We start from the raw sequence: 16,921 nt of genomic DNA, 5'->3' as shown, positions 1-16,921 counted from the left end.
ACGGCCGGCCGGTACGGCGACCGGCACGCCGACCGGTCTGTCGATAGTCCGGTGCGCCGACAGGGCCGCGGGCCGTCCGGTACGCCGCCCGCCCGGTCTCAGTCCTCCGAGGCCGCGCCCGGCAGCTTGGCCTGGATGAGGTCCATGACCGTGGTGTCCGTCAGCGTCGTGACGTCGCCCATCTTGCGGTTCTCGGCGACGTCCCGCAGCAGCCGGCGCATGATCTTGCCGGAGCGGGTCTTGGGCAGCTCCGCGACCGGCAGGATCCGCTTCGGCTTGGCGATCGGGCCCAGGGCCTTCGCCACGTGCGCCCGCAGCTCCTCCACCAGCCCGTCGGCCTCCTCGGCGCCCCCGCGCAGGATCACGAAGGCGCAGATGGCCTGCGTGGTCTGCGGGTCGGTGGCGCCGACGACCGCGGCCTCGGCGACCTTGGGGTGCGAGACGAGGGCGGACTCCACCTCGGTGGTGGAGATGTTGTGCCCGGAGACGAGCATGACGTCGTCCACGCGGCCCAGCAGCCAGATGTCGCCGTCGTCGTCCTTCTTGGCGCCGTCACCCGCGAAGTACCGGTCCTGGAAGCGGGCCCAGTACGTGTCCTTGTAGCGCTGGTCGTCGCCCCAGATGGTGCGCAGCATCGACGGCCACGGCTCCGTGAGCACCAGATAGCCGCCCGAGCCGTTCGGCACCTCGCGCGCCTCGTCGTCCACGACGGTGGCGGCGATGCCGGGCAGCGGCACCTGCGCCGAGCCGGGCTTGGTGCTCGTCATCCCGGGCAGCGGGCTGATCATGATGCCGCCCGTCTCGGTCTGCCACCACGTGTCGACCACGGGGGTGCGGCCGGCGCCGATGTGCTCCCGGTACCAGATCCACGCCTCGGGGTTGATGGGCTCGCCGACCGAGCCGAGCAGCCGCAGGCTGCTCAGGTCGAACTTGGCCGGGATGGCGTCGCCCCACTTCATACAGGCGCGGATCGCGGTGGGCGCGGTGTAGAAGATCGAGACCTTGTACTTCTGGATGACCTCCCACCAGCGGCCCTGGTGCGGGGTGTCGGGCGTGCCCTCGTAGAGCACCTGGGTGGCGCCGTTGGAGAGCGGGCCGTACACGATGTACGAGTGGCCGGTGACCCAGCCGACGTCGGCCGTGCACCAGAACACGTCGGTCTCGGGCTTGAGGTCGAAGACGGCGTGGTGGGTGTAGGACACCTGGGTGAGATAGCCGCCGGTGGTGTGCAGGATGCCCTTGGGCTTACCCGTCGTGCCCGAGGTGTAGAGGATGAAGAGCGGGTGCTCCGCGGGGAACGCCTCGGGGGTGTGCGTCTCCTCCTGCCGGTCGACGACGTCGTGCCACCACACGTCGCGGCCCTCGGTCCAGGCCACGTCCTGGCCCGTACGGCGCACCACCAGGACGTTGCGCACCCGCTCGGAGCGCTCCACGGCCTCGTCCACCGCCGGCTTCAGCGCGGACGGCTTGCCGCGGCGGTACCCGCCGTCGGCGGTGATGACCACGCGCGCGTCCGCGTCCGCGATCCGGGTCGCGAGCGCGTCGGCGGAGAAGCCGCCGAAGACCACCGAGTGGGGTGCGCCGATGCGGGCGCAGGCCAGCATGGCGACGACGGTCTCCGGGATCATCGGCATGTAGACGGCGACCCGGTCGCCGGTCTGCACACCCAGCTCCACCAGCGCGTTCGCCGCCTTGGCCACGTCCCGCTGGAGCTCGGCGTAGGTGATCGTGCGGGAATCGCCCGGCTCGCCCTCGAAATGGATCGCGACGCGGTCGCCGAGGCCGGCCTCGACGTGCCGGTCCACGCAGTTGTACGCCACATTGAGCGAGCCGTCCTCGAACCACTTCGCGAACGGCGGGTTCGACCAGTCGAGCGTCTTGGTGGGCTCGGTGGCCCAACTGAGCCTCCGGGCCTGCTCCGCCCAGAAGCCCAGCCGGTCCGCACGTGCCTGCTCGTACGCCTCCGCCGTGACGTTCGCGTGTGCCGCCAGCTCGGCTGGCGGCTCGAACCGGCGTTCCTCCTTGAGCAGGTTGGCCAGGCTTTCGTTGCTCACGACATGTCCCTTCCCAGGATGTCCGCCTCAGTCCCGGGCCTAGCTCATCAGGCGTGGGGAGGGCGTGACAAGGGCCTGGGGATAAAATGGTTTAGACCTGTGGGTACCCGCAGGGCCCATGTGCTATCGGACATCACGCCGGCGCGGGCTGCTGCTGGCGCCCGGCGGGCCCGGGGCGTACGGCCGTGAAGTCCCCCTGCGTCACCAGCACATAGGTCTGCGCCTCGCCGACGTCGAAGTACATGCCGTGCAGGCTCAGCGAGCCGTCGGCCAGCCGGCGGCGTACGCACGGGTGCCGGCGCAGATGGTCGAGCTGCTGCGCGACATTGGCCAGGCTCACCCGCTCGGCGTCGTCCGCGTACGGCCGGCCGGTGATCCGGGGGCCGCCGGTCCGGGCGCGCGCCAGGCTCGGCAGCCCGTGCCGCAGCCAGCGCCGCAGCGGAGTGAGCGGTACGTCGTCGGCCGCGGCCCCGGCGTCCCCGCGGGCGGCGTCCTCGTCGAGCAGCGCCTGCACCGCGCCGCAGCCGGAGTGCCCGCACACCGTGATCGACTCGACGCGCAGCACCTCGACCGCGAACTCGATCGCCGCCGCGACCGAGTCGTCGGGCAGGGCGGCGCCGTCGGCGCCGGCGGAGCCGGCGTCCCCGCGGGTGCCGCTCCCGGCGTGCGTACCGGTCCCGTCCCCGGGCTCGTCCGGCAGCGGCACCAGGTTCCCCACGTTCCGTACGGTGAACAGGTCGCCCGGCCCGCTCGACGTGATCATGCTGGGGACCACCCGGGAGTCCGCGCACGTGAGGAAGAGCTGCGTGGGCCGCTGCCCCTCGCGGGCCAGCCGCGCCAGCTCCTCGCGCAGCCGCGGCGCGGTGTGGCGCTGGAAGTTGCTGATGCCGCTGAGCAGCCGGTGCGCCGGGGCGGAACGCTCCGGTGTCGTGACGCAGCAGTGGTTGCGCCACGGCGTCCAGGGGTGGCAGTGGTGTGCCGTGGCCGGCTCGGCGATGCGCCGGCCCGTGACGGAGGCCAACTCCGCGACGCCGCCGTGCGCGACGTGCGTCTGGCGCCACTCCTGGAGCGTCTCGTACGCGGCGTGGTCCACGAACGAGCCGGTCAGCTCCACCTTCGCCGTCGTGCCCTGCGGCACCTGCGCGAGCACCCGGCTCAGCCGCGGGACGGCGAGGAAGGTGAGCTGCCCGCGGATCTGCACGCGATACGAGTCCTCCCGCACGCCCCTGGCGTCGCCGTCGCCGTCCGTGTCCCGCGCCGGACCCCTGTCGCACCGCTCCAGCGACACCCGCGTACGGGACAGCCGGTGCAGCGACACCGCCACCGCCACCGCGACCCCCACGGCGACGCCCTCCAGCACGCCCAGCACCACGACGCCGGCCACGGTCGCCGCGTAGACGAGGATCTCCCGGTGCCGCCGCACCGACCGCACGTGGCTGATCTTCACCATCTGGATGCCGACCACCATCACCAGCGCCCCCAGCGCCGCCAGCGGGATCAGCTCCAGCATCCCCATCAGCAGCAGCGACGCCAGCACCACCCACACCCCGTGCAGCACGGCGGACCGGCGACTGACCGCCCCCGCCGCGACGTTGGCCGAGCTGCGCACCGCGACCCCGGCCACCGGCAGCCCGCCGAGCACGCCCGCGAGCACGTTGCCGGCGCCCTGGGCGCGCAGCTCCTTGTCCAGGTCGGCGCGCGGAACGGGGTTGCCGCCTTCCCGCGCTCCCGCGAGCTTGTCGATCGCCACCGCGGACAGCAGCGACTGCACGCTCGTCACCAGCGCCACCGTCAGCACGGCGGACGCCAGCCCCAGCACCGGCCCGTCGGGCATCCCCGCGAGCGCGTGGCTGCTCCACGACGGCAGGTCGACGCGCGGCAGCCGCAGCCCGGCGAGGGAGGCGAAGCCGGTCGCGAGCACGATGGCGGCCAGCGCCCCCGGTACGTACCGCAGCGGACGCGTGCCCCGGCCGCGCAGCCACGGCCAGCCCAGCAGCACGACGATGACCACGGCGCTCACCGACACCGCACCGGGGTGCAGGTCGGCGAACCGGCCGGGCAGCGCCAGGGTGTTGTCGACGGGCGAACTCTGCGGGCTGCCGCCCAGGACGATGTGCAACTGCGCCAGCGCGATCGTCGCGCCGATGCCGGCGAGCATGCCGTGCACGATGGCCGGGCTGACCGCGAGCGCGGAGCGGGCCACCTTGAGCGAGCCGAGTGCGAGCTGCGTGAGCCCCGCGAGCGCGGTGATGGCGCAGGTGGCGCGCCAGCCGTACTGCTGGATGAGGTCGGCAGTGACCACGGTCAGCCCGGCGGCCGGCCCGCTGACCTGGAGCGGAGCCCCGCTGATCAGGCCGACGACGATGCCGCCCACGGCCGCGGACAGCAGCCCGGCCTGAAGCGGCGCGCCCGTCGCGAGCGCGATGCCCAGCGAGAGCGGCAGGGCGATGAGGAAGACGGTCACGGAGGCGGACAGGTCCGCGACGAAGGCCCGCCGGGGGGCGGTGGCTTCGGGCGGAGCGGCGGGCCCGGGGACGGTGGTGTGCGCGGTCTTCGCGTGCTCGGCGTCCGCCGGGTGTTCCGGGTCGCGTTCCCTGTCGTGCTCCGGATCGTGTTCCGGTTCCTTCGCGCGCTCGGCGGAGGTGCTTCCCAGGGGTGTCGGGCGTCCTGCGGGCATGTGGCGTCTCCTCGATGCGGAGGGGGCGTCGTGCAGCACGGGCACACGGGTTACGTCACTCAGTGTGACGGTTCGGTGACCCTCAAGGGCAAGTAAATGAATCGTAATGCCATGTAAAGAGTGAGCGAAGCATTTTGCGCTGGTCGGCCCACTTCTCCCATCCATCGAGTGAATACAGAGAGATAATCTGAATTCCCGGTTATCTCTCTTTCCGAGCGTGCCGCGAGAAATCGCGTGTGCATTCGGCCATTCGAGTCAGCGCGTCCCTGGCGACGCCGGGAAGAGGTGGGAGCTTTGTTCGGAACATGGCGGGCGACCGTGGGAATCTGCGGCGTCCTCGCACTGGGGGGAGCGGCCGTCGCAAGCTGTTCTCCCGGGACCGGACCGGACGGCGATACGCAGCGTTCGCGGAGCGATGACGCGGCACCCGGCAAGGGCCGGCCGATGAAGCTCATCGGCGACGGCTCCACGGCCTACACCGGCACGCAGCCCAACCAGCCCACGATCAGCCGGATGACGTCGGCCGCCAAGCCGCCGCAGTTCGTCGTCTTCTCCTGGGACGGCGCCGGCGAGGACGGTCAGCGCCTCTTCTCCCACTTCCGCAAGGTCGCCCGGGAGAACGACGCGGCCATGACGTACTTCCTCAGCGGCGTCTATGTCCTGCCCCGGGACAAACGCATGGAGTACGCGCCCCCCGGCCACCCCCGCGGCGCCTCAGACATCGGCTACCTGGACGAGGAGGAGGTCGTCGCCACCCTGAAGCAGGTGCGTGGCGCGTGGCTGGAGGGCAGCGAGATCGGCACCCACTTCAACGGCCACTTTTGCGGCCGTACGGGCGTCGCGAGCTGGTCGAAGGAGGACTGGAAGAGCGAGATCGCGCAGGCCAAGCAGTTCGTGCAGCAGTGGAAGACGAACACCGGCCGGAAGAAGGCGGATCCGCTTCCCTTCGACTACGACAAGGAGCTGGTCGGCGGTCGCGCCCCCTGCCTGGAGGGACAGAAGAACCTCATGAAGGCCGCCAAGGAGATGGGTTTCCGCTATGACACCAGCGGTGTCAGCAGCCAGGTGTGGCCGAAGAAGAAGGAGGGCATCTGGGACCTGTCCCTCCAGGAGGTCCCCTTCCCCGGCCGGTCCTTCGAAGTCGTGAGCATGGACTACAACTTCATGGCCAACCAGTCCGGCACCGCCTATGCGCCCGCCGCGCAGCACGCCGCCTTCGAACGGCAGATGCGCGAGGGGCTACTGGCCGGCTTCGAGCGCGCGTACACGACCAACCGCGCGCCCCTCGTCATCGGAAACCACTTCGAGAGCTGGAACGGCGGTGCCTACATGCGCGCCGTAGAGGACACCATCAAGACCGTCTGCCCCAAGAAGGACGTCCACTGCGTCTCCTTCCGGCAGTTGGTGGACTGGCTGGACGCCCAGGACCAGGGCACGCTCGCGAAACTGCGCACCCTCGACGTGGGCGAGCGGCCGGCGAAGGGCTGGGAGAAGTTCCTTCAGGAGCCGGCGAAGCGGGGGAGCGCGCAGCGCGCCGGCGCGCCGGCGGGATCCGGGCAGAAGGACCACGCCGGCACCGCCGACGCCAAGCAGGGTCAGGCGGGCTGACGGGCGGCGGGCGTGCCCGGTGCCGCCGCGCCGGGCACGGCGGCGCCCCGTACGGCCGCGGCCGGCACGGGCTCCGTGCGCGCCGTCTCGCCCAGGACGAAGCCGGGGTCGATCTGGTCCCTCAGGTCGGCCCCGGTCCTCGCGTTTCCCCAGCTCTCCGCGTTCTTGCGGTGGAAGTGCACCATCTGCTCGGTGTAACGGGCCCAGTCGCGCCGCTCGTACGACGCGTCCACGGCCCCGTACAGCTCCCGCAGCACCTGCGCGGCAGGCTCCTCCAAGGCGGCGAAAGCCGGCGGGCGGCCCTTCTCCATCGACCGCACCCAGTCGGAGTGCGGGAACGAGGCCAGCAGGTCGGCGCCCACCTCGGCGCGCAGGAACTCCAGATCCTCCGGGCCCTGCACCTTGTTGCCGACGACGCGCAGCGCGACATCGAAGTCGCGGGCGTACTCCTTGTACTGGCGGTAGACCGAGACGCCCTTGCGGGTCGGCTCGGCGACGAGGAACGTCATGTCGAAGCGCGTGAACATCCCGGAGGCGAAGGAGTCGCTGCCCGCCGTCATGTCGACGACGACGTACTCCTCGCGCCCGTCGACCAGGTGGTTGAGGCACATCTCGACCGCGCCGGTCTTGGAGTGGTAACAGGCGACGCCGAGGTCGGCCTCGGTGAACGGGCCGGTGACCATCAGGCGTACGGAGCCGTTGTCCAACGGCACGGGGCGCGCGCAGGCGGCGTACACGGGATTGTCCCCGGTGACCGTGAGCAGGCGCGAACCCGTGCCCGGGGGCGTCGTCTTGATCATGCCGGCGGCGTCCGCGATCCGCGGGTTGGTGCCGCGCAGATGCTCCTTGACGAGCGGGAGGTGCGCGCCGAGCGCGGGTAGCCGGGCGGCCACCTCCTCGTCGAGCCCGAGGGCGGCGCCCAGGTGCTGGTTGATGTCCGCGTCGACGGCGAGCACGGGGCGGCCGGTGCCGGCGAGATGGCGGACGAAGAGGGACGACAGGGTGGTCTTGCCGCTGCCGCCCTTTCCAACGAAAGCGATCTTCATGTTCAGAAACGGTAGCGGGATCTTGCCCCGAGGTCAGGGAAAGGGCTGGACAAGTCCACTCCATCGGGTTGCGTAGGCTCGTACGCATGACGAGCGCGACCGACCCGCTGGCGGCCCTGAGCACCCTCCCGGGAGTGCCGGAGGCGGTGTCCTCTGTAAGAAAGTCGGTCGACCGCCTCTACGGGCACCGGGTCATGCGGCGCCGCAGCAACGAGGTGTCGGCGGAGGCCGCGCTGCGCGGGGCACGGGCCTCGGCGGCGCTGTCCGGGGCGGACTGGGCGCTGGAGGAGGTACGGCGGCGCAGCGACTTCTCCGCGGCCGGGGAGCCGCGGACGGTGGGCGGGGCGCTACGGGTGAACGCGGAGGCGGGGCAACTGCTGAGCACGTGGCGGCAGTCGCCGATGCGGGTGCTGGCGCGGCTGCACGTGGTGGCGTCGGGGGGTGCGCAGATCTCGTCGGCGGGCGGCGCTGGTGGTGTCGGGAGCGCGGAGGGCGCGGGCGGTGCGGAGGGTGCGGCCGGCGGTGCCGGTGAGGCGGTGGGGCGGCCGCGGCTGGCGGGCGAGAGCGTCGCGGAGCCGGGCGCGACGCTGCCGGCGCCGCTGCCGGACGCCGACGAGGTGGCGGCGCGGCTGGACGCGCTGGCGGCCCTGGTGGTCGCGGGGTCGTCCGCTCCGGCGCTGGTCATGGCGGCGGTGGTACACGGCGAGTTGCTGACGCTACGGCCGTTCCGTACCGGCAACGGCCTGGTCGCGCGGGCCGCCGAGCGGATCGTGCTCGTCGGCAGCGGGCTGGACCCGAAGGCCGTCTGCCCGGCCGAGGTGGGGCACGCGGAGCAGGGGCGCGAGGCGTACGAGACGGCGCTCGCGGGCTACGCGAGCGGGACGCCGGAGGGCGTCGGCGGGTGGATCGCGCACTGCGGCAGGGCCGTCCACCTGGGGGCGCGGGAGAGCACGGCGGTGTGCGAGGCGCTCCAGCGCGGGGCGGCGTAGCGGGGCGGTGTGGCTGTGCGGCAGCGCGCGGGGGCCCGTGCGCGGGCGTGGCGCGGGTCCGTGCGGGGCGGCGCGGGTCCGTGAGCGGGGCGCTGGGGGGCTCGCGAGGGCTCGCAGGCACAGAGTTGCGGCGGCGCCCTGGGGCACCGCCGCCATCTCATGTCGGCCGGGGTACCAGTGCGTGCAATCTCTTTGCCCATCAGGCCCGGCACTTGTCCGTTGCCTGGTGTGGCGGTCCCTATTCGAGGGATCGGCGTCGCGTGGGTTCCCGACTTCCATGTGCGGTCCGTGGGGCCGTCGTTGCTCGGGGATCCTCGTCGGATGCCCTGGCTCTCGCGGGCCGTAATCCCTTTGTACTCCTGTCTGGGGTGAGAGGGAAGCCCGGCGTTGAGATCTTTACTTTCGCCTGCAAATGCCTGCAAACGTTTCGTATGGGGTGAAACGGAGTATGTGCAGGTCAAGGCGGGATGGCGGGGCTCAGGCCGCCTGGAGGCGGCGGCGGTACGTGTACCAGACCACCCCGGCCGCGGTCGCCGCCGCCAGCCCCGCGGCAGCCGCGGCCAGCACCGGCCGGGAGGGCAGCGAGAACTGCGGCAGCCGCTGCTTCAGCCGTACGGGACGGGCGAACGACAGCACCGGCCAGCCGCGCTGCTCCGCCTCGCGGCGCAGCCCGCGGTCGGGGTTGACGGCGTAGGGGTGGCCGACGGCCTCCAGGAGGGGGACGTCCGTGATCGAGTCGCTGTACGCAAACGAGCGCGCGAGGTCGTACCCCTCGGCGGTGGCCAGCTCCCGTACCGCCTCCGCCTTGGCGGGGCCGTAGGCGTAGTAGTCGATCTCGCCGGTGTAGCGGCCGTTCTCGACGACCATGCGGGTGGCGATCGTGCGGTCCGCGCCCAGCAGCTCGCCGATGGGCTCGACGACCTCGGCGCCCGAGCTGCTGACGATGACGACGTCCCGGCCGGCCAGGTGGTGGTCCTCGATGAGGGAGGCGGCCTCGTCGTAGATGATCGGGTCGATCAGGTCGTGGAGGGTCTCGGCCACGATGTCGCTCACCTGGGCCACGTTCCAGCCGCGGCAGAGGTTGGAGAGATAGGCGCGCATGCGCTCGGTCTGCTCGTGGTCGGCGCCGCCCAGGAGGTAGATGAACTGCGAGTAGGCGGATCGGAGGACAGCCCTCCGGTTGATCAGCCCACCGTGGTAGAACGACCGGCTGAAGGTCAGCGTGCTCGACTTCGCAATGACCGTCTTGTCCAGATCGAAGAAGGCGGCCGTCCTGGGCAACGAGTGGTTTTCCACGAGTGCGAGCATAGGCGCCCACCATTCGGCGTAAGGTGTGGCGCGTGGGTTTGCCTGAGAAGGCTCTCGGGTACACCATGGAAGTCACGGATCGTTCGCGACCGTGCTAACCCGGACCGGCTCCTCCCCCCCCGAGTCGGCCGTGGGGACGACCCCCGCTCTCCCCCCCGGCGGGGGTCGTCGCATGTCCGGACTTCGACATTCTCGTTTTTCTCCGGGCCCGTCGGATCTTCTTCCGCTCTTCCCGGTCACTCCTTGCCTTGAGCCGCCCTTGGGGCTGTCTTCATCGCCGTCGTTCTACTAGACGCATCACCGTGGGTAACCGTTGCCCTGGATCTGCATGCTCCCCCGATCGGGTGACGGAGTTGTCCACAACTGGTGGGTTATCCCCAGATCTTGACCAAGATCCCCGAGGGGCGGGGTGCCGGGGGCACGGTGGGGATCGGAAACGGGCCGGGTGCTGCCGCGGAGGGCGGTGGCGCGGGCCGGGGCGGACGGCGTGCCGGGTGGCGCGGCGGAGGACACGGGGGAGGCGGCGCGATGGGCCGGGTACGGAGCGGTGGGCTGCGGAGCGGTGCGCTGCGAAACGGTGGGCTGCGGAGCGGTCAGGCGTGGAGCGGCGGGGTTTGGAGCGGCGCGGCCGGGCAGAGCGCGGGGCGCGGGCTCGTGGGAGCCGGCGCCGCGGGGCGCGCCGGAGGCGCCGGTGGCGCGTCGGGGGGCGAGGGGAGCGCGTCCTCCGGTGCCGGGAGCAAAGCCGACGACGGCGGCGCCGGCGGGCGGCCGTTGGTCGTCACGGAGGACGAGGAGCTTCTTGACGACCTGCTGCGGCTGTGTGCCGCGGCGGGGACGCAGGCGGACGTCTCGCACGCTCCGGGCCGGCAGGACTGGGCCGCGGCGCCGCTGGTGCTGGTCGGGGTCGACAGCGCCGGGCGGCTGGTGGCGGCGGGGCCGGCCCGGCGGGACGGGGTGGTGCTCGTCGGCCGGGACCAGGGCGACCCGGGGGTGTGGCAGCGGGCGGTCGCGGTCGGGGCGGAGCAGGTGCTCGTGCTGCCCGACCAGGAGACGGAGTTGGTGGACCGGATCGCCGACGCCGCGGAGGGAGTCGGCGCGCAGGCCCGCACGGTCGGCGTCGTCGGCGGCCGGGGCGGCGCCGGGGCGTCCACGCTGGCCTGCGCGCTTGCGGTGACGGCGGCGCGGGCCGGACGGCGGACGGTGCTGGTCGACGCGGACCCGCTGGGCGGCGGGCTCGACGTGCTGCTCGGCGGTGAGGAGGCGGAAGGGCTGCGCTGGCCGGCCTTCGCCTCGTCGCGGGGGCGGATCGGCGGAGCCGCGCTGGAGGAGTCGCTGCCGCGGCTGCACGACGTGCGGTTGCTGAGCTGGGACCGGGGCGGCGGCGCGGCCGGGGCGGTGTCGGTGGCGCCGGAGGCGATGCGTTCGGTGCTGGCGGCGGCCCGGCGGCGGGGCGGGGTGGTCGTGGTCGACCTCCCGCGGCGGGTGGACGAGCCGGTGGCGGAAGCGCTGGCCCAGCTGGACGTGGGGCTGCTGGTGGTGCCGGCCGAGCTGCGCGCCGTCGCGGCGGCGCACCGGGTGGCGGATGCGGTGCGGACGGTCCTGGGCGATCTGCGGGTGGTGGTCCGCGGCCCGACGCGGGGCGGCCTGATGGCCGAGGACGTCGCCGAGTTGCTGGGCCTCCCGCTGGCCGGTGAACTCCCGGCGGAGCCGGGCCTGCCGCAGTCCGCCGAGACCGGCGCCCCTCCCCCGGGCACCCGCCCCCGTACGCCGTTGTCGCGTTTCTGCACGGACTTCTGGACCCGGGCCCTGCCCGGTGCGAGCGGGGAGGGGGCGGCGGCATGAGTCGCAGGGAGAAGGCGGCGGAGAGGTCGGCCGCGGGCTCCGGGTGGACCGCGCAGGGGTACGGCCGGGACGACGCGGAGGCCAGGGGACCGGCGGCTGAGGCCGTGCCGCGACATGCCGGGTCGTGTACGGGCCGTGGGGGCAGTGCCCGGCCGGAGCCGGAGCTGCCGGCGCGCGGGCCGGGCGCGGCCGGTGCCGATCCGGTTCACGCGGTGCCGGGGTGCGAGGTGCAACCGGGGGCGCTGCTGGCGGTGTTCGGCTCGGGCGGTGGAGGGCCGGCGTCAACTGCCCCGGTGCGTAGCGCGGGTGCGGGCGAGGTTCTGCCGGGCCGGATGGACTGGGGGTACGGCTTGGGCCGTCCGGGGCCGCTCGTTGCCGATCCGGCGCTTCAGCCGGGCTCGGGGGGCAACGGTCAGCCGGGCTCGGGCCCTGAGTTCGCGCCCGTCGGCGCCGGGGCGGCCGCGGTGGTCGTCCGCGATGAAGTCCCGCCGGCGTCCACCCCCGGGCGCTCGCGCTCGGTCCGGCGTCCCGGTGACGGCGAATCCCTCGCCGTGTCCGGGCAGTTGGTGGGGGCCGTACGGCGGCGGTTGGCGGAGAGCGGTGGGGAGCCGACGCCCGCGGGGGTGGCCGCCGCGCTGCGGCGGGAGGGGCGGCTGCTCGGCGACACCGAGGTGCTGGCCATCGTGGGCGCGCTGCGTTCCGAGATGGTCGGGAGCGGGCCGCTGGAGCCGCTGCTGGCCCAGCAGGACGTCACCGACGTGCTCGTCACCGCACCGGACGAGGTCTGGGTGGACCGGGGGTGCGGCCTGGAGCGGGTCGACGTGCGGTTCGCGGACGCCGATGCCGTACGGCGCCTTGCGCAGCGCCTGGCCGCCGTCGCAGGGCGGCGCCTCGACGACGCCCGCCCGTGGGTCGACGCCCGGCTGCCCGACGGTACGCGGCTGCACGCCGTCCTGCCGCCGGTGGCCGTGGGTTCGGCCTGTCTGTCGCTGCGGGTGGTGCGGCGGCGCGCGTTCAGCCTCGCGGAGCTGGCCGCCGCCGGCACTGTGCCGCCCGGCGGCGAAGGGCTGTTGCGCGGGCTCCTCGACGCCCGGCTGTCGTTCCTCGTCAGCGGTGGTACGGGCAGCGGCAAGACGACGCTGCTGAGTGCGCTGCTGTCGCTGGTGCGGCGGGACGAGCGGATCGTGCTGGCGGAGGAGTCGGCCGAGTTGCGGCCGGACCACCCCCACGTCGTACGGCTCGAAGCCCGCCCGGCGAACCAGGAGGGAGTCGGCGAGGTGAGGCTTCAGGACCTCGTGCGGCAGGCGCTGCGGATGCGCCCCGACCGGCTGGTCGTGGGCGAGGTGCGGGGCCGCGAGGTCGTCGATCTGCTGGCGGCTCTCAACACCGGTCACGAAGGCGGTGTCGGGCGGCTCAGAACATTTCAGGGCGCCACAAAAGACTTCAGTAGAGATTTCAGTAGACCACCGAAGCTTTCAGTGGCATGACGCAGCGTGGCCGGGTAACCGGAGCTAGCCCGCTGGGCGTTGGGGGAGGGGGACGGCACGTTAGCCGACTGCGTATCGCCGTGCCTGAGGCGCTAGTCTTGATCTTTCGTGACGGCCCGCGGAGGGAGCTGGCGGGGGGTTTCGCGTTCCGCGCATGGTTGCTGGCAGGCTGATTGCCCTCACAGTCGCGTCGGGTGGGTGCCGGGTTCCACGGCTCCGGGCGGGGTGTTGCTGCTCGCGGGGACGGGAACGTGTCAGTCGGGGTTCGGGAGAGCTTCGAGCTGTGCCAGGGCGCCTGTGATCATGTCGGTCCAGGGCCAGTGGCGTGCGAATCACAGATGTCGGCGGCGGACAGCCTCAGGCTGGCCGGCCGGGCAGGGGCAGGCTGGGATGTTGTTCACGGTCCATCGGATCCTGGCGCATATCGAGGACTACGAGGAACGGTTCGCCGTGGTCAGGAAGCCGCGGGAGGGCAGGGCGCGCTGGACGCCAGATGAGGCGAGTCGGTACGTTCGGCCGCCAGGTCGACCACCCGGTCACGCCGCAGGAGAAGATCACCGCGATCCACTGTCTGCCCCAGGAGGCGGAGGTCGCCGCGGCGGTCACTACCGACTTCTCAAACGTCCCCAGGTCGCGGCCAAAGTCACCGCGAGGACAAGGCCCAAGTGGTGGAGGAATTCACCCGCGATGAGTCGATCGCAGCGAGCACGTCGACCAACCTGCTGCCCCGGGCGGACGTGGCGTTCAAGGTGATGAGCGACGCCAGCGCCCGCTTCCAGGTCAACCATGCCCAGAACGAACGCCACCGGCAAGCCCGCGAGGACTTCGAGGAGACCAGCCCCGTTGCCCCAGCGATCCGGCACATTGATCGGGCAGTGGAGTTCCTGGACCTGGTCACCGCCTGCCTACGACGACCTGAACCGGCCCAACGGGCACGGCTGATCGAGATCCGCGACAACCTGATAGCCCGCATCGCCGAAGCCGAGCAGGAGGGCTGGCTCGGCGAGGTCGAAGGTCTCCAGGTCAGCCTGGCCGGCGTCGAAGAGAAGCTCCGGCAGATCGACGCAGAGGTCCACCGCCGCACAACCGCCGTCGATCTCGGGATGCCCCTTTGGCCAGAGCGCCACCCGTCAGAGCGAAGCACAGGGCCCCGGCCAATGACCGAGGCCCCGCCGCGAGGGTCAGTTGCTCAGGCCATCATCACCGGCCTGGCCGCCGTCGTTACGCCTCCTCCGGATCTCCACCCAGAGGATGATCGACGCGGCACCAAGTTCCACGATGGCAGTGAGGATGTTCAAGGAGGTCTGCACCGCAGGACCAGCCCTTTCCGCCCGGGCTCCGGCGCATAGCAGGACCCCGGACATTAGTCCGGTTCCTGCCGCTGACCTCTACATCAACCGTCTGGCTTTCTCCGAAGGAGCGATCCAGCACAAGTCCCGACTGTTGGCCCATTGGCTGGCCGCATGCCGATCGCCGACATCGACCGCGGTGGAGACCCCTCCCGCGCCAACGGCTGCGGACCCTCAGGAGCGGGATCTACACACGCCCATGATGACACGTCGATCGTTCGAGATTCGAACTAGCAGGTCGCAGCGGTTGGTTCAGAGAAGCCTGCATCTGCTGCCCCATGCTCCAGCCCGAACCGATTCAGCGACCCCGCCTGGTCGAGATCCGTGACAACCCCATCGCCCGGATCACCGAAGCGGAAGGGGAGAGGTGGCTCGGCGAGGTCGAAGGGATACGTGTCGACCTCGCCGGTGCGGAGGAAAAGCTAGGCCAGCTGTCCACCGAAGCGAGACGGAGGTCAACCGCAAGGACCTCGGCATGCCTTCGTTCAGCGGGCCTGGTGCACTGGCCTCATACTTCAAGCAGGCCCACTGCCGACATCGGCTCTGCGGCAGAACCCTGGGTCGGCGCCGCCGTCGGCGGCGCCGACCGGGTCGCGTCGATCACGCGCCAACATGATCGGTGCGCGGTTTCCCTGCGCAGCCGTGATTGGAGCCAAGAACCTCAGGGATACGCCGTGAAACGGCGCGTTTTCGGATGGTCGCAGCCCGGTACGCGCGCGGCAAGCGCTGACGGGCCGGATTGAAATATCCCGGTGACCGCAGGGCCTCACGGCTCCGGGCGCATTTGCGGGTGCACGTCCATCTGCCTGGTCGAGGGGTTGTGTCGGGGTGTCCCATTCGAGCGTGCCAGTGGATGGCTGCGATCGCGCTGGGACGGATGTGGGTCAAACTCCGGTCGCCTGGCCTGCTGCCGCTGCGGATGCTGGCACGATGCATCTCGCCACGGAGGGTGCAGCACCAACTGCCCTTCGTATTCGCGTGGTTGGAGCCAACGATCCGGTGGCCGTGGGGCGCCAGGATGTCAGGAGGTACAGATGCCGGGTGCTGGAGTCGGGTGCGGAGCAGACGAGCCCGACGGGGCTGCAGGGCCTGCCGGTCGTCGGCTGGGCGGCGGCGAGATCTGCGTGATCGTGGTGGTGGTCCTGGCCGCGGGGGCGCTGGCAGTAGCCGGCATGCCGACGGTTCAGATCGTGGGGCTGCTGAGTGCCGCTGGACCGACGGCGGCCGCCATCCTGGCAGTGAGCGCCGGCCGGGGGCTGCGGCTGCAGCTGCTGCCTCCGGGACCGGCGTGAAAGGGGTCGGTGGCAATGGGTCGGCCGGAAAAGCCGATACCACCGGAGGTCGCCTCCCAGGCGTTGGGCCTGCTGGCGGCCTACCTGCGCCAGGGCCGTCGGCAGGCCCGCTACCTGTTCGACGGGAAGCTGATCCGCGGTGTGCCGTACAGCGAGTTGGCCCGAAGGACCGGGTACAGCGCCTCGACGCTACAGCGGGCGGCCTCCGGGCGGCACGTGAGCCCCGCGGGCGGGCGAGAGGGCTCGGGGACGTAGGGGCCGTGGACGCGGCGGTGACGGTAGCCCCGCAGGTGATTCCCCGGCGGCAAGCCGGTACAGGCCGAGGGCCATCAGCTTGTTCGTGAGGACATTTCGTTCAGCGAAGACATAATGATGGTCTGCGCCGAGGACGCGGTCATAGGAGTCGATGTTTGCTCCCCGAAGGCGGCATCTAGACGCCGCCCGAGGCGACCGAATGCCGGCGAGCCCCGGCCGGCCACGTTTGGCCGACCGGGCTCGGAGTCCAGGCAGTTCTCAGCCTGCCTTCTCGAAGCTGATCGGGTCGTTCGGGCAGTCGGCTGCGCGTTCTTTCAATGCGGCGAGTTCGGCGTCGTCGACCCTCAGGTCCCAGCGCAGCTTGGTCGCGACCCATTCCCCCAGGTATCGGCACGATGCGCCTTCGGCGGGCACCCACCATGTCGCCGGGTCCTGGTCACTTTTGCTGCGGTTGGAGCGGGCCGTCACCGCGATCAGCGAGGCGTCGGTGTCGAGGTCGTTGGCGTACGCCTCCCGCCGTTTCGCGTCCCAGTTCGAGGCCCCGCTGTCCCAGCTTTCGGCGAGCGGAACCAGGTGGTCGATGTCCAGGCCGCGGGGGCCGTCGACGTAGGCGTCGTCGTAGTAGCTGTACCAGCGGCCGCCGGTCAGCCGGCATCCGCTGCCGACCTCCGGGGCCCCGACGGCTTCGGCCAGGAGAACCTCCGACCTGGTGTGGCAGCCGTCCCGGTCGGCGTCGACCCAGTGGCGGAACAGGTCGCGGTCGTAGCCCTCCCGGGATTCGGCTGCGACGGGCAGCCGCTCGATCGCGGTACGCACTGGCAGCGTCTCCGGCGCCGGCATAGTCACCGCATCCGCTACGGGGACGGGCTCGGCGACCGGCGCTGCGGCCGTGGGGCCGGCCGGAGCAAGCAAGGCCGCGGCGGACAGGGCGAGTGCGGCCAGGGCGTGAGTGGTCTTCTGCATGCCCGGAGGCTGCGCCCCGCGCGTGCGTTCATGCGTGCCAGGATGCTGATC

The 16,921-nt window shown here is 71.9% G+C and carries 11 protein-coding genes and 2 pseudogenes; 8 read left to right on the top strand and 5 right to left on the bottom strand.

Annotated features, from left to right (window positions below):
* Window positions 1-98: 98 nt before the first annotated feature.
* The gene (gene acs / locus QBL21_RS33235) at window positions 99-2,054 is read right to left on the bottom strand and encodes an acetate--CoA ligase (protein ID WP_407565931.1); all 1,956 of its coding nucleotides are present in this window, start codon (window positions 2,052-2,054) and stop codon (window positions 99-101) included.
* Window positions 2,055-2,187: 133 nt separating this feature from the next.
* Entirely contained in the window at window positions 2,188-4,731 is a 2,544-nt protein-coding gene (locus tag QBL21_RS33230) for a SulP family inorganic anion transporter (protein WP_407565930.1), read from the bottom strand.
* 444 nt (window positions 4,732-5,175) lie between these two features.
* Here QBL21_RS33230 and QBL21_RS33225 point away from each other — a divergent pair, with 444 nt between their 5' ends.
* Complete coding sequence (locus tag QBL21_RS33225; protein ID WP_407565929.1) at window positions 5,176-6,339, top strand: hypothetical protein; 1,164 nt, start codon at window positions 5,176-5,178, stop codon at window positions 6,337-6,339.
* On the opposite strand, the gene QBL21_RS33220 is transcribed toward QBL21_RS33225, so the two are convergent.
* Complete coding sequence (locus QBL21_RS33220) at window positions 6,327-7,385, bottom strand: ATP-binding protein (RefSeq protein WP_407565928.1); 1,059 nt, start codon at window positions 7,383-7,385, stop codon at window positions 6,327-6,329. The genes QBL21_RS33225 and QBL21_RS33220 overlap by 13 nt on opposite strands.
* 86 nt (window positions 7,386-7,471) lie before the next feature.
* On the opposite strand from QBL21_RS33220, the gene QBL21_RS33215 reads away from it, so the two are divergent.
* Window positions 7,472-8,374, top strand: a complete 903-nt coding sequence (locus QBL21_RS33215; RefSeq protein WP_407565927.1) for a Fic family protein — start codon at window positions 7,472-7,474, stop codon at window positions 8,372-8,374.
* Between the two features lie 477 nt (window positions 8,375-8,851).
* Here QBL21_RS33215 and QBL21_RS33210 read toward each other — a convergent pair whose 3' ends face one another.
* Window positions 8,852-9,682, bottom strand: a complete 831-nt coding sequence (locus tag QBL21_RS33210) for an HAD family hydrolase (protein ID WP_407565926.1) — start codon at window positions 9,680-9,682, stop codon at window positions 8,852-8,854.
* 654 nt (window positions 9,683-10,336) lie between these two features.
* Here QBL21_RS33210 and ssd point away from each other — a divergent pair.
* The 6 genes and pseudogenes from ssd (at window position 10,337) to QBL21_RS33180 (ending at window position 15,907) form a co-directional block, all read left to right on the top strand.
* Window positions 10,337-11,524, top strand: a complete 1,188-nt coding sequence (gene ssd, locus QBL21_RS33205) for a septum site-determining protein Ssd (protein ID WP_407565925.1) — start codon at window positions 10,337-10,339, stop codon at window positions 11,522-11,524.
* A gap of 563 nt (window positions 11,525-12,087) precedes the next feature.
* Window positions 12,088-12,933, top strand: a pseudogene (locus QBL21_RS33200) (TadA family conjugal transfer-associated ATPase); the annotation flags it as partial.
* A gap of 381 nt (window positions 12,934-13,314) precedes the next feature.
* A pseudogene (locus QBL21_RS33195) lies at window positions 13,315-13,464 on the top strand (DUF6192 family protein); the annotation flags it as partial.
* A 40-nt stretch (window positions 13,465-13,504) separates the two neighbouring features.
* On the top strand, window positions 13,505-13,702 hold the full coding sequence (locus tag QBL21_RS33190; RefSeq protein ID WP_407565924.1) for a DUF6192 family protein: 198 nt from the start codon (window positions 13,505-13,507) through the stop codon (window positions 13,700-13,702).
* Window positions 13,680-14,360, top strand: a complete 681-nt coding sequence (locus QBL21_RS33185; protein ID WP_407565923.1) for a DUF6192 family protein — start codon at window positions 13,680-13,682, stop codon at window positions 14,358-14,360. Before QBL21_RS33190 ends, QBL21_RS33185 begins: the two co-directional genes overlap by 23 nt.
* Window positions 14,361-15,667: 1,307 nt before the next feature.
* Window positions 15,668-15,907 (top strand): helix-turn-helix domain-containing protein, encoded by a 240-nt coding sequence (locus QBL21_RS33180; RefSeq protein ID WP_407565922.1) that lies wholly within the window; start codon window positions 15,668-15,670, stop codon window positions 15,905-15,907.
* A 258-nt stretch (window positions 15,908-16,165) separates the two neighbouring features.
* Here QBL21_RS33180 and QBL21_RS33175 read toward each other — a convergent pair whose 3' ends face one another.
* Window positions 16,166-16,870 (bottom strand): HNH endonuclease family protein, encoded by a 705-nt coding sequence (locus tag QBL21_RS33175; RefSeq protein WP_407565921.1) that lies wholly within the window; start codon window positions 16,868-16,870, stop codon window positions 16,166-16,168.
* Between the last annotated feature and the right edge of the window lie 51 nt (window positions 16,871-16,921).

The sequence above is a fragment of the Streptomyces sp. 184 genome (assembly GCF_045781775.1).
Classification (GTDB): domain Bacteria; phylum Actinomycetota; class Actinomycetes; order Streptomycetales; family Streptomycetaceae; genus Streptomyces.
This window is presented reverse-complemented; position numbering and strand designations above follow the sequence as displayed.

Coding starts and splice junctions, on each gene's coding strand:
- QBL21_RS33230 (WP_407565930.1), bottom strand. CDS start 4,731: ATGCCCGCAGGACGCCCGACACCCCTGGGAAGCACCTCCGCCGAGCGC.
- QBL21_RS33220 (WP_407565928.1), bottom strand. CDS start 7,385: ATGAAGATCGCTTTCGTTGGAAAGGGCGGCAGCGGCAAGACCACCCTG.
- QBL21_RS33190 (WP_407565924.1), top strand. CDS start 13,505: ATGAGGCGAGTCGGTACGTTCGGCCGCCAGGTCGACCACCCGGTCACG.
- QBL21_RS33180 (WP_407565922.1), top strand. CDS start 15,668: ATGGGTCGGCCGGAAAAGCCGATACCACCGGAGGTCGCCTCCCAGGCG.
- QBL21_RS33215 (WP_407565927.1), top strand. CDS start 7,472: ATGACGAGCGCGACCGACCCGCTGGCGGCCCTGAGCACCCTCCCGGGA.
- QBL21_RS33175 (WP_407565921.1), bottom strand. CDS start 16,870: ATGCAGAAGACCACTCACGCCCTGGCCGCACTCGCCCTGTCCGCCGCG.
- QBL21_RS33225 (WP_407565929.1), top strand. CDS start 5,176: ATGAAGCTCATCGGCGACGGCTCCACGGCCTACACCGGCACGCAGCCC.
- QBL21_RS33210 (WP_407565926.1), bottom strand. CDS start 9,682: ATGCTCGCACTCGTGGAAAACCACTCGTTGCCCAGGACGGCCGCCTTC.